Genomic DNA, 14,347 nt, shown 5'->3' with positions numbered 1-14,347 from the left:
TTAAATTTCAAAAAAGGATTATGACGATATTGGACTAGGGAGCGATGATTGTTAAAGGGATTTCTTTTACAACAGCTGAAGTTCCATCAACGGTGCTATTAGTCGCTACAAAAGTTGGCTTGTAATTACCTACTGGATATACAGTTGCAGCAGTATAACTCGTTACCTTAGCCGTAATATCTTTGATTCCCACCCCTGCATCAGGCGTTACTTTTCGCAGGTCGATCGGACCAACTATGGCCCATGCTTCGGCAGAAGCCGTTGCCGTAGCCACCGTTGAAGCACCTGTAATGACCAACGAACCAGCCGTTCCAACACCGGTAGTATATATCCAGGCGTACTTGTTTGCATTCACTTTTTCGTCGAGTATGCTAAGCCAGCCTAAACCCGGGGTATTTACACCATAATTAGTGATAGACTGATTGGAAGCGGCAAAATTAGCCTGTGTATAAATGGTATTGTCTTCCAAAAGATTATTTAGTGAAAAATTGGTAATCGTCCATTTATTCTGGATACTACCTGCAGCAGCATTGTACTTAAAAGCGATAAACACTGGTTTTTCCTGTTTGGCGTAATCAGACAGGTTGATGATACCAGATGGCGTTGCTGTTGTTCCTCCTGCTGACCATGTTGCCCGGGCCGAAATATCTGTCCAGCCTCCAGCCGCAATATTTGCATTAGTTGCCGCTGTATCCCGGGTAATCACACCTGTAATGGTCTGCGATTTGGCTACCACACCTTTAAAATCAGAAGAGATAAGTAACTGTATAGAATTTGCTTGTGTACCATTAGCCCTCAGCGAACTGAATTGAAGCTGAGGCGTACCATTTGCTGTGGTCCTGTTCCTAAACGTATATCGCTGACCAATTGCTCCGGAATAGAAGGTGATGATATCGGCATTTCCACTCAACTGATAAACAATGGTGTCTGTTGTTTTAAATGTAGCGGTAGACTGGCCGTTAGTTTTTGTACTGAATACATCAAAAACAACTGGTTTTGACTCAATCGTTTTTTCGCATGCGGCCAAAGTTAGTACCCCTGCTAACATGATGATATTTAATAATTTCATGATCTTTTCTATTTAAATTTACCAACCTGGATTTTGGGTAGCCTGCTTATTTACCGTAATTTCTGCTGCCGGAATCGGGAACAGTTGATGTTTGGATAATACGTTTGAACCGGCCAGGCCACCGTAAGAAAAAGTAGCACCAGCGTTTGCTCTAATCTCAGCGCCAATGCTATTCATCGTTTCAACCCACTTACCCCATCTAATGAGATCGGGTTTTCTCAGTGCCTCAAAACACAATTCTCTCGAACGTTCATCTTCAATGGCCTGCTGAAAGCTGCTTTGGCTTAATCCGCTCAGATCAACCGCTGTTGTTGCGATAGTAGCCGTAGCAGTAGCCCGTGTACCAGCCCAGGTAAATACCGCTCCGGTTGTTGCCGCAGCAGAAGCCCCTGAAGTTTGTACCGGTGCCGTCGCAGTAGATTTACCAGCCGTTGTAACCGTATAAACATTGTTGCCGTTGAAGATTTGTATACCCACCGCATAATCTGTATTGCTTAACCATTGCATGCCAATGGTTACCGTTGGAGCAGCAGTATAACCTTTGCCTGGATTAAGTACAGCAAGAGCGATTACTTTACCTGTACTGGCCGAAACCGTTGCATCGGCAGTTGCACCTGTCCCACCACCGCCTGATAGCGTTACAGGAATATTATTTACCGTGGTGAGGTATCCGGTATTTCCTGCAGTAGCTAATGTAATACTGTTTACTACCGAAACGGTTGCGCCAGCAGTTGCCGCATCTACTCCATATCCCCTTCTTCGAACCTGGTTAATGGCATCGTAGGCTAAGGCTGTTGGTCCATTAAGGTGATTTTCTGCTTCAGCAAGCATTAACAATACATCCGAATACCGCAATAAAGGATAATTGATCGGTGTGGTATTCTGGTTTTTGTTGTCCAGCACATAAGCTTCTCTTCTAAATTTAGCGGCGTCGCGGTTGTATATCTGGGCAGCCGTGTAATAGTTATAGTAGTATCGATCGGGATAAGTGGCAATATAATTGAACTGTGCAAGGTTCCAATCTCTTCTTAAATCTCCCGGCTGAAAAAGGTTAAAGAGTTTTGCGGTAGTATGCAAAAAGCCATAACTGTACCCGATTTTCAGCCCTATACCAGTTGCAACCTGCATTTGAATACCGCCTAAACTGCCTACCCGGCCATTGGAGCCCAATCCATCAGCACCATTACCTTTGAATTCTACTTCCCACATACTATCTTTAATGTCGTACAAGTCTTGATGCATGTTTACAAAAAGCTGTTTATAACTTGGATTTAAACGGTGTTCGCCTGATTCTTTCACTTTTAAAGCCCAGGCTTTGGCATCAGCATATTTAGATTCGTCTTTAAGCGGAGCACCAGCCATAGTCAGACAAACCCTGGCCAATATACCTTCAACAGTGGTTTTGCTTACCCTGCCGCTAAAGCCCAGATCAGTTATTTTACTCGTCAATCCTTCGGCTTTGGTCATATCTTCAAGTATCTGTGCATATACCTGTTTTAATGGGGTACGCGGAACCTGTACATCTTCTGCTGAGGGCGATTTTGTAGGTACTGTTTTAAGGGGAACATCGCCATAGTTACTGGCCAGTAAGAAATAATAATAGCCCCTTAAAAAGAGCGCTTCTCCTAAAATCGGCGCACGTTTGTTCTCTGCAATATTGGCCACATTGATATTGGCAATAAGCATGTTTGCCCGTTCAATACCAACATAACACTGCTGCCACAAGGCGGCAACGCTGGCATCAGAATAGTCGAAATTATAAACCGATACACCAGTAGTTTGCGCACTTCGCTGATAAAATGCTTCATCAGAAATATTATAATCGCTGCTAAGGAAATTCCCATACAACGCTGAGGTTTCCAATGGATAATACACGCCAGCCAGCGCATTAAGTAACTTCGCTTCCGAATCGTAGTATTCTTCCGGCAAAAGATTATCGGTCGGTACCGTAGCTAAAAACTTTTTACAGGAGCCTAAACCTGTAGATATAATGAGGAGAAAATATAATATCTTTTTCATGTCAATTGAATTTCTGTGAATGTCTTCCGTTCTTAAAAAGTTACATTAGCGCCAAAAGCGATGGTTCTGGCCCTTGGATAGGCACTATAATCAAAGCCACCGGTAAGCACCGAGCTGTAAGTACTCACCTCAGGGTCTAATCCTGTATATTTAGTCCAGGTGTAGAGGTTTTGCCCCGATACGAAAATACGTGCAGTTTTGATTTTCACCCTATCTAACAACGGTTTAGGAATATTATAACCTAGTGAAACCGTTTTTAAACGGAGAAACGATCCGTCTTCAATGGTTCTGGATGAATAACCTGCAACAGAGAAACCACCGGTCCGGTAATTAGATGAAGCCTGATTTTCTGGCGACCACCGGTCTGTATAGCTTGAATATTGCTGCAGAAATCTTTTACCGAGTGCATTCCCTTCAAAAACCTGCCGGTTAATATTCTGAATATCATTACCGTACGACCATTGAAAGAAAACATTCAGGTCGAATTGTTTATAGGTAAAATTATTGCTAAAACCACCGGTGTGCAACGGCAAACTATTGCCAATAACAGCATAATCGGAGGCATTTACATTCCCATCGCCGTTAAGATCTCTGTACCTGATATCTCCGGGCTGAATGTTTTGACGGGCACTGCCATTAGCGGGCACATTGTCTTTTAACAGGTACTCTCCTGTAGAGGTCCGGTTAAAATCGCTGTACTGGTATACGCCATCCCATATAAACCCGTACATCAGCCCCAAAGGCTCGCCGATTTTCGCAATGTAAGAAGGGATATTGGTATAAGCGTTATCCCAATTTGTGGTCGAAAGTAAAGTTTGCTGATCTTCGGCAAGTGCCAAAACCTTATTTCTATTAAAGGAGATATTAAAACTGCTGTTCCATTGAAAATTCTTGTTGCTGATATTTATTGTACTCAGGCTAATTTCTAGACCGCGGTTAGCAACAGCACCTACATTTTTAAATGCACTTGTATAACCTGATGAGGTAGGCAATGTTGCCCTTAGCAAAAGATCTTTGGTGTTTTTCTTGTATACATCAGCAGTTAAGGAAATTCTGTTTTTCAGAAAACCAAGGTCAACGCCCGCATCGTACTGATCGGTAGTTTCCCACTTTACTTTGGGGTTGCCCAGTGAGGTAGGAATAATACTGCTTACATAACTGTTGTTCCATGGGTAAGAGTTTCCAGGCACTACATCATTAGAAGAGAGGTAAGCAAAATCATTTACCCTATTGTTACCTGTTTTTCCGAAACTGGCACGTAATTTACCTTCTGATAATACTTTGTTATTTTTAAGGAAATCTTCTTTAATAAAACGCCATGAGCTACCGATTGAAGGAAAATAACTCCATTTATTGCCATCGGCAAATTTAGAAGAACCATCAGCGCGATAAGAGGCTTCGAGGTAATATTTAGATTTAAAATTATACTTAATCCTTCCAAAAAAAGAAGATAAAGTCCATAATGAGCTGGTTGCTATCGTTACCGGATTTAGAATCCCCTCGTTTAAACCACTAAGACCTAATTTTTCGTTTGGCAAAAATGTAGCCCCGAAACCAAAAGCGTTACTGGTGTTGCCCTGTGTAGAAAAACCGCCTAAAATATTCAGGTTATGGCTTTTATTATAGGTTTTGGTCCAGGTTAAGGTATTTTCATTCGACCAGTTGTTTGTATTGGCTTCGGCAATAGATCCATTTACACCGCTGGTTCTGCCGGGTGTGGTATTGGGGCTTCCGGGATAAGTTTTAGAATTATTGAATTCTTCGCTAATTACCCTGGTATTATTGATCCCACCAGTTATTTTCAGCTTTAAATTATTGGTTATTGCATAATCAAAATACCCGCTTACATTTAAGTTATGTGTTTTATTGTTCCGAAGCAGGTTGTTCTGGTTCATGATCGGGTTGAACTTATAATCTACACCGCTGGCAGTGGTTTCATCAATAGCTTCATCTTCGGTGAGCTCACTTAACGGACTATAACCCCATACACTGTATAAAATATTGGTTGTTCCGCTGCCACCAGTGCCTTGCGCAGCCGAATTTCCTGAACGAAGTAAATAAGCATAGTTGGCATTTACACCCACTTTTATTTTTTTACTTAAGGTTTGATCGAGGGTTATCCTCCCCTGATATCTTTTGTAGGCGGTATTGATAATGGTACCTTTTTGATCGTTCAGGTTACCAGATAAAGCATAAATGGTTTTATCAGTTCCTCCTCTAAGTGCAAGCGAATAATCTTGCCTTAAACCGGTTTGAAAAAAAGGCGACTGCCAATCGGTTGCCGGTGCATTTCTATAATCCTCAAGGGTTTTACCGGGTCTGGTAAGTAAGATATAAATCGGTGTGGGATCATTTGCAGAACCTGGTGCACCTGGAACCAGCTCGAGCTGCATTTTGGCAAAATCGTAACTGTTCATCAGCTCCATGGTTTTAATATTGTTATCAAAACTTACCGTTGGACTGAAAGAGATAACTGGTGCACCCATCTTTCCTTTTTTGGTGGTGATCATAATTACGCCATTAGCACCCCTTGCCCCATAAATAGCCGTGGCTGAGGCATCTTTTAACACATCAATAGATTCTACTTCCTGTGGATCGAATACATTCAGGTTAAAGCCTTCAATCGGGAAACCATCAACCACGTAAAGCGGACTATTGTTCTGGGTAATGGAGTTCGCACCCCTGATTACTATATTTACGGATGATCCGGGCTGGCCGTCAGAAGAATTAACCTGCACGCCAGCTACACGCCCTGCAAGCGATTCATCAATAGAACGAACAGGCGCTTTGGCCATATCATTCATATCGACCTGCCCGACTGAACTTACTAAATCGCCCTTTTTACTTGTTCCATAACCAACCACCACTACATCGCCCAGTGCTTTTTCGTCAGAGGCAAGGCTCAGGTTGATTACGCCCTTATCGCCCACCGGCATTTCTCTTTGAAGATAGCCTACATAGCTAAAAACAAGCGTGCTTTTCTCCTTAGTGGGGACTTGAATGGCATAATGACCGTCCTTATCGGTAGAGGCCCCGGTTTTGGTTCCTTTTACCGATACACTCACCCCAACAAGGGCTATCCCCGATCCCTGCTCGGTCACCGTTCCTTCCACCTTTCGGGTTTGCGAAAAGGCTCCGAGGGCATAGATCATACACATTAAAAAGAGGTAAATCTTTCTCATATTTCATTTGTTTAAATTTGGTTTTCTCATCATCAATCCGCGGATTAATCCATCAAATTTGCAAAGCAACCGACTGAAACGAGGGGTATAAATTAATTTATATAAGGGTAATAATAAGTTAACATGTGGCTAATGCGCATTATTAACCGATTTTTTCGGAAAAAGTCTTAGTGTAATAAAACTGTTGAGCCAGCAAGTTCCCGCTGTGGAAGTTCAGCGCTTAGTTTTTTTGTCTTTCCCGTTTTAACATCTTTACAACTCATATTAATCAAAAGTTCTTTTTGCAAAGGATCAGCAACTGACCATACCTGGTTTCCATTAACATGATTAACCATTAGCGCACAGGCTTTATCTGTACTGATTTCCATTCCCGCCAAAGTTATGGTGCCTGCCTGATAAAATATAACCTGGAACATGTCTAAGGCTTTATGGTAAACTGCTTGTATTTTTTCAGTATTGGCTACAATGATCAGATCACTGGCTTTAAAGTTTTTGAGTTCTCCTGCTTTAGTTATGCCGGGTAAAATGACATAAGAATATTTGGCATCGACAGGTTTAGCGCCATGATTTATCCATAATTTAAAAACCTGTCCCGAAACATCGCTTTTAGCATGGGCATTATTAATGTGGTACCAATTCCCCTTTTGGGTTTCGGTACTCAAAGTAAGGTTGTTTTGCTCAGGGAAATAATAACCAACTCCATCGTGCAGCAACCAGCTGGGGTGCTTATCGTTAAATACAGCAACCTTCCCGCCAACAATCCGCCCATGATCAGCACTTAGCACCTCTCCATTCAACCAACATTGGTTAACGGTCGTCGTAACCGATTCTGGCGCATTACTGTTTATGCCTGCACCAAGACAAACAATCTCTTTATCAAAAAAGAACCATGATTTTTTTGCCTGTAAACTATCGTAATCCAGCATATACCCACTGGCACCATATACACCATCAGATACACCACCCGCAAAATCATTGCTACCCTGTTCTCCCCAGAATTGGGTTAACGGCCGATCTACCAGATAATCTCTACTGGTAACACCCGGTATTTTGTCCCACTCCCATACGGGCATAATATTATAATACTCGGGGCCCCGCAATTGCATATTGGTGGCTCCATCAGATAGGTATCGGCCTAGAAGATTTTCCTTATTGCCCGATTCGCTTCGTTTAGTGCGCTTACTAACCATCCTTACATTAAAGGCATAAGTACTCCTGCCGTGCTGAACGTAATCTCCGTTCCAGAACTGTTGGTGATAAGGTTGTATTTTGTAATCAGGCGTTTCTTTATTTTCGGTCCTTGCAATGGCTGCATTCCAATCGCTGGTATTTTTAAAATCCAGTAACTGTGCAACCAGAAGCCTGTTTCGTTCGTTGCTTTTATCCAGGATGTTAGGCCTGCTTACTCCCCTGCCTTCTACATTAAAATCGATATAACTTCCGCGTATTGCTTTTAAATAACTATTGCGGTAATATTTCGAGAACAGATCCAGTTTTTCACCGTTCAGGGCGTACTCGGTTCCCCTTACATAATTAGCCAGTTTTAATACTCCGGTGATAAATACAGAACCATAACTGGATATCTGGAGCTGTGGCCCGTGCTGCAGATAGGAATAATCGTACTGAAGACCTTCTTTACGGTATACCAACTGGATAGGCTCGAAAAGCTGAGCGGTAGAAAAACGAAGTAAATCCTGGTTATTAGTTAACAGTGCGCGATAAAAATAATGTAAAGCTACATCTGTTTTGTTGGCTCCGGTCTGCTTTTCAATATCTCCACGTTTCATCCGCTCAATCAGTTTATTTTCGAGGTTCACATCCAAATGTTCCTTTCCATAACGCATCATAATGAGCATTTCGCCCAAGGCCTGTGGCGTAGCTATTTCATTGTGCCACCAGTTGCTGCTTTTGGGATCGTGATCGTACCAATATTGAAATGACTTACCAATGCCATCAAATACTTTTTCATCTTCAAAGTAGCGACTTTCTTTTCCAACATAAGCCTGTATCAGGTTTTCAAGGTTAACCAGGTGCCTGGCAGGTTGCCATTTGGTAATCTCCTTATCCTGATAGGGAATATCTTTCCAGCTTCCGTCAGCTTGTATCGTCTTCAAACTTACAGCAGCTGCGACATCAACAGATTTTGCCGGTCTTTTAAGATCGTTTATTATCCTGTCCATGATTAATTTGGTCGTTTCCGTTTGCTGTGCCCTGATTACATTTGGCAAACACATCCATAAAAAAAGCAGACCGGTATTCAATAATTTATTCATTTTGGTTTTGTGGTTGGTTAGTTGGTATTATTTTATGATTGATTAAGGATACAGCCTTTCCATAGCCCTGCCTTTTGTTTCCATGCGGTGTTTCATAATCTGGTTCTTGCCACCATAAGAACTGCCCCAGTGAGGCGTATCCAGGTCTTTTTCCCACCGTTCGAGACTATGCAACATCAGTTTAACCTGTTTTGGATACTTAGCTGCTAAATCGGTGCTTTCGGAGAGGTCGTTAGTGAGATTGAATAGTAATACATGCTCGAGTTTGCTGTTTTCCCTAACGCGGATCAATTTCCAGTTGCCAGTTCGCATGGCGGCTGCGATTCCCCTTCGCCAGAAAAGGGCCTGGTGTGGTGTATTTTGATTACCTGCCTTTAAATAAGGAATCAGGTTTACGCCATCAAGTTTCTTTATGCCTTTTTGAGTGCCATGACCAGCGGCAATAGCTGTTGGCAAAATATCTAATGCGCTTACGGGCTTGGCATAAATATTACCTGCTGCAAGGTGATCGGGCCACTTCATCATCATCGCCACACGGATACCGCCTTCCCATTTCGATCCTTTCATTCCCCTTAACACACCATTATCGGATGAATTGTTGGTCGCCCCACCATTATCATTAATAAAGATTAAAAGGGTATTTTTCTCTAGTCCTTGCGCTTTTAGACTTGCCATGAGCTTGCCTATGCCATCATCAAGAGAAGTCATCATGGCAGCGTAAGCTCTACGTCCGCTATCAGGAATATTGGCATAACGGGCCATCAGGTCTTTTCGGGCATTCATTGGGCTATGCACGGCATTATACGCCAGGTACATAAAAAATGGCCGATCTTTATTTTCCTCAATAAACCTTGTCGCCCTGTCAGTTAGCATATCCGTTAGATAACTAATCTTACTTTCAGGAATAGGTTCATGGTTATCGTAGAGCAAATTCTCCCGGGCAGGCTTTGCCTTATAAGCGAAAAAACTCCTCTGACCACCGGTAAAACCATAAAATTCATCGAATCCCCGTTTTAATGGAAAATGCTGTTCTTCATCCCCCTGATGCCATTTACCTATAGCAATTGTCCGATATCCGTTGGCCTGCATCTCGTTGCCAATGGTTCGCTCACTTGGGTCCATTCCTACATCGGCCAGGGTATAGCCAGGCGAAACCAATGTTGAGGTATTGTGCTCGAAGCCAAAGCGCTGCTGATAACGACCAGTTAAAAGGCCTGCCCTGGAGGGTGCACATACTGAAGCTGAAACATAAGCACTGGTAAAACGAACACCGTGACGGGCAATAGCATCGATATTCGGAGTCGGTATTTCCTTTCCGCCATAACAACCAAAATCTGCATAACCTGCATCGTCGCTTACAATTAGAATAACATTGGGTTTATCAGGACGGGCTACTTGCGCAATACATTGTACTGATGTCACGAATAGAACCGGTACAATAAGGGCATAGCTACGCTTACATTTTATAAAAGTAGTATTAAGCGCATGTAAGCTTTTGCCCGTACCGCAAAAGTTTAATAATATTCGAAAAGAATTAATCAATATTCTGCTACAAGCCTTTGAGAAGGCAATGAAAAGGTCTTTCATATTTAATCTTTTGTGAACTTATATTTCATTTAGATCAAATATTGAATTTAACGGATAAAAAAAGGAGGAAAAATCGGTTTAAAAAGGGTGATTAATCTGTTTTTTGCTGGTATTCTGATGGCGCCACTCCAAATTGCTTCCTAAATTCCTTACTAAAATACTTCCTATCGTTAAAGCCAACCGAATAGGCTACTTCAGCAATATTCATTTTATGATCGTTTAGTAATTGTGCCGCCCTTTTTAGTCGTTGCGATTTAATAAAATCTGAAATAGATAATCCGGTTAAGGCCTTTATTTTTTTATACAATACGGTTTGGCTCATGCCGATCTGATCAACCAGGCCGCCCACATTAAATTCGGGGTCTTCCATCCCATCTTCGATCAACTGCATCAGCCGGTTTAAAAACTTCTCCTCTGGCGAAGCGGTTTCCAATTTCCGTGGATTAAGCATAATCTGCTTGATGTATTTCTGCCTGAGCTCCTCACGCCCCTGTAACAAATTGCGGATACTCAGTTCGAGTACCTGAATACTAAAAGGTTTCGTAATGTATACGTCTGCACCTGCCTCCAGGCCATCTATCTGATGAACGTGTGAGGCCATTGCCGTTAGCATAATCACCGGAATATGATTGGTTGTCTCTTCCTGCTTTAATCTCTGGCAAAGTTCAAAGCCATTCAATTCAGGCATGGTTACATCGCTTACCACAATATCGGGCACATGTTCCGTAGCCACTTCCCAGCCCACTAAACCATTTTTGCCTTCTAAAATATGGTAGGTATGCTTTAACGATTGTACAATAAAGTCACGGAGTTCATCATTATCCTCAACAACCAGCACTGTATATCGTTTTTTATCCTCGGGCGCGACCTGTTGTATTTTAGTCAATTCATGATCTAATGAGCCAACCACTGCAGGCTTGTCTGTCACGATCGGATTTGATACAATTTGTTCATCACTAAAATGATTTTTACCTAAAAGCAAGCTCACGTGAAGAATGGTAATGCCCTGTTGTTTATTGTTAGCAGGCTCACTGTATACATTAACCTCTCCTTTATGAAGGTCTAAAATATTCTTAGCCAATGCCAGGCCAATACCCCAGCCTTCGGTCGCAGCAGCTCCGTTTTTTACCTGAAAAAAATTTGTAAATATCTTATCCTGCAGGTCGGCAGGTATGCCAATTCCAGTATCTGTTATGGCTATTTTGGCAAGCCCATCTGATTGCTTAAGGCTAAAGGTTATTTTTCCATTATCAGGTGTAAATTTAAAAGCATTGGAAAGGATATTATAAAATACTTTCTCCATTTGTGCCGGATCGTAGTAAACCGACATCGATTCTGCTTCGCATTCGAAACGATAATCTATATTCTTAATTTCTGCAAGGCCGAGATAAGACTCATAGATCTGGCGACAAAAGCTAACCAGATCGTTTTCTGAAACTTTCAAGCTCAAATTTCCACTTTCTATTTTTCTAAAATCAAGAAGCTCGCTAATGAGCCGCACCAAACGGTCGGTATTTCTTTTTATATTTTGCAACTGGAGGTTAACGGCACCGTTTTCAGCGGTTATTTTGATCAGTTTTTCTAAGGGTGCAAAAATTAAGGTTAAAGGTGTACGGATCTCATGAGAAATACGGGTAAAGAAATCCAGTTTCATCTGGTAAAGTTCGCTCTGGCGTTCACTGTTAAGGTGTTCGTAATACAACTCTGTTTTCAGTTTTTGCTGCCTTCTGGTAAATCGGAGCACAAAATAAAGCAGCAGACCGCCTGCAATAAAATACAAGGTATAAGCCCACCAGGTTTGCCAAAGTGGCGGAAGTACCCGAATTTCCATTACTACGGGCGCTTTACTCCATAAGCCATCATTGTTGCTTCCCTTTACCAATAACTTATAATTACCTGATGGAAGATTGGTATAACTTGCTGATGGGATAGTTACATAATTCCAGTCTTTTTCAAAGCCTTCTAATTTGTAAGCATAACGATTACGTTGTGGCTGCACGTAATTTAACGATACAAACTCTAAACTAAAGATGTTTTGTTCGGCGGTAAAAGTAATCCCTTTGGTAAAACTGATGTCCTGTTTCAAAAGGCCGTTATCCTCATTGATGCCTACCGGTTTATTAAAAAGTTTCAATCCTGAAAAAACAGTGCGGGGTATAAGTGTATTCTCGGTTATTTCTCTTGGCGTAAACACCACCAATCCATCATAACTCCCGAAATAAAGCTTACCATGAATATCTCTGTAGGCTGAATTTACATTGAACTCGTTGGTTGGAAGACCATCTCCCGTATTATAATTTTTAAATACACCGCGCTTATAATCGAACTTACTAAGGCCCCGATCGGTACTGATCCACAGATTTCCATCATTATCGTCTAAAACATCGATGATATTATCGCTGGCCAGCCCCTCGGCCCTGGTGTAAGTACTAAACGAATTGGAGTCGGGATGATATAAACTCAGCCCCCCACGCATGGTACCCACCCAGATGTGTCCCAGGCGATCTTCCCATAAACAGGTAATCTGACTGGATTTAAGACTTCCTTTAGTTTTATCATCCTTAGAAAAAACGCTAAAACGATTTGCTCCGGGTGGTAAAAAGTTCAAACCTCTTGGTGTACCCACCCAAAGATTCTTTTTGGTATCCTGATAGGCAAACCTGATATAACTGCTGCTTAGTTTTAAGCCATGACCAGGTTGATCATCAATGACCTGGAAGCTTTCTTTTTCAGGATCGAAAATATTCAGCCCTTTTGAAGAGGTGCCCAGCAATAACCTTCCCTGGTCGTCTTCACTAATGCTGCTGAGGTAACCCTGACTCAGTCCGTTTCTGCCAGGCGGATAATGTTTAAACTTACCTGTTGAGGGAATAAAAAGTTCTAATCCCCCTTGATAAAGTCCGATCCATATCCGGCCCTTACGATCATTAAAAATAGCTTTTATGGTGTTATTGCTCAGGCTGCCCGGATCGCGGGGATCGTTTATATATTTTTTGAATAGTCCGGTTTTAACATTGTAGAAATTCAATCCCTGCCCCTCTGTCCCGATCCATAAATTCTGATCATTATCAGCCGCTATTACACTACTAATATCGCTACTGATGCTGTTGCGGTACTTACTGTATTTGAATACGGTAAATGGAATTGTATTGCGATGGGCTACATTTACCCCACCAAACATCGTCCCTATCCAAATGGACCCCTGATCATCCTGAAAAATCTCTTTAATAGAGTTATCACTTAAACTTTTCCGGTTATCGGCGTCATGTTTATAGGTAGTAAAACCCAGGGTTTGTGTATCAAGAATGTTGAGGCCATTCATGGTGGCTATCCATAAATTACCCTTTCCATCGGGCATAATTTTCCGGACAATATCGTTACTTAAAGCATTTGGCTGTAGTGCACTGTACCTAAACCTTTTAAATGAATGCGATTCAGGAAGAAAAAGATTTAACCCTTCAGATTCTGACCCAATCCAGATCCGTCCTTTTCCATCTTCTGCAATAGTGCGGATGGAATTACCACTGATACTACCGGGATCTCCTGCCCGGTGATAAAAGGACTGGATATGGTATTTACCCCCCTTAAACGATAACCGGCTCAGGCCTGTGGTGGTACCCACCCAGATATTCCCCTTACTGTCTTCAAAAATGGTGTACACCGAGTTTCCGGCAAGACCGTCTTTTTGGTAGATCTTTTTGAATTTTCGGGAGCTCCCATTCTCGAGCATGCTAAGGCCCTGGTTTGTACCAAACCATACTTTCCCGCTCCTATCGGCGTAGATAGAAAGAATAATCTTATCGCTAATGCTGTTTGCATTTTTTGGATCAAAAGCAATCCTTTCAAAAGCATCTTTTTCGGGAATGTAACGGTTTAGCCCGTTTTGTGTTCCTATCCAGAGGTTTTTTTGCCGGTCTTCCTCCAAGGCATAAATATAATCTTCGGTACTGATAGAGGCTGGATTGTCTGGATCTGTGCGGTAAATCTTAACACTCTTCCCATCATATCTGTTCAAACAATCGCGTGTACCAAACCACATATAACCACGGCTATCTTTACAAATGGAAAGCACTGTACTTTGCGACAACCCGTTGTTTACCGATAGGTGATCGAAAGAAAGTTGTCCAAATACCGGTTTCATCAAGCATAACAAGCTTAAATGCAGCAGCACACTGAAGATGAGTATAGGTTTGGGCAGTCGGTTTGTCATTGGTTTG

6 protein-coding genes are annotated in these 14,347 nt (G+C 42.0%); all 6 read right to left on the bottom strand.

The window, feature by feature from the left end:
* Positions 1–34: 34 nt before the first annotated feature.
* The 6 genes from AC04QZ_RS01085 to AC04QZ_RS01060 all read right to left on the bottom strand — a co-directional run bounded on the left by AC04QZ_RS01085 (position 35) and on the right by AC04QZ_RS01060 (position 14,271).
* A complete protein-coding gene (locus tag AC04QZ_RS01085; RefSeq protein ID WP_478356225.1) occupies positions 35–1,069 on the bottom strand; it encodes a DUF5017 domain-containing protein in 1,035 nt (344 codons plus the stop codon).
* Between the two features lie 18 nt (positions 1,070–1,087).
* Positions 1,088–3,088 carry a RagB/SusD family nutrient uptake outer membrane protein gene (locus tag AC04QZ_RS01080; protein ID WP_478356224.1) on the bottom strand — a complete coding sequence of 667 codons (2,001 nt, stop codon included), beginning with the start codon at positions 3,086–3,088 and terminating at the stop codon, positions 1,088–1,090.
* A 32-nt stretch (positions 3,089–3,120) separates the two neighbouring features.
* Entirely contained in the window at positions 3,121–6,270 is a 3,150-nt protein-coding gene (locus tag AC04QZ_RS01075) for a SusC/RagA family TonB-linked outer membrane protein (protein ID WP_478356223.1), read from the bottom strand.
* Between the two features lie 167 nt (positions 6,271–6,437).
* Positions 6,438–8,543, bottom strand: a complete 2,106-nt coding sequence (cslA, locus tag AC04QZ_RS01070) for a chondroitinase-AC (protein WP_478356222.1) — start codon at positions 8,541–8,543, stop codon at positions 6,438–6,440.
* Positions 8,544–8,585: 42 nt separating this feature from the next.
* The gene (locus tag AC04QZ_RS01065; protein WP_478356221.1) at positions 8,586–9,965 is read right to left on the bottom strand and encodes a sulfatase; all 1,380 of its coding nucleotides are present in this window, start codon (positions 9,963–9,965) and stop codon (positions 8,586–8,588) included.
* A 256-nt stretch (positions 9,966–10,221) separates the two neighbouring features.
* Positions 10,222–14,271, bottom strand: coding sequence for a hybrid sensor histidine kinase/response regulator transcription factor (locus AC04QZ_RS01060; RefSeq protein WP_478356220.1), 4,050 nt, complete (start codon positions 14,269–14,271; stop codon positions 10,222–10,224).
* Between the last annotated feature and the right edge of the window lie 76 nt (positions 14,272–14,347).

It is taken from the genome of Pedobacter folensis, assembly GCF_056490665.1.
Note: the sequence above shows the minus strand (reverse complement) of the source record. Positions and strands in the feature narration are given on the sequence as shown.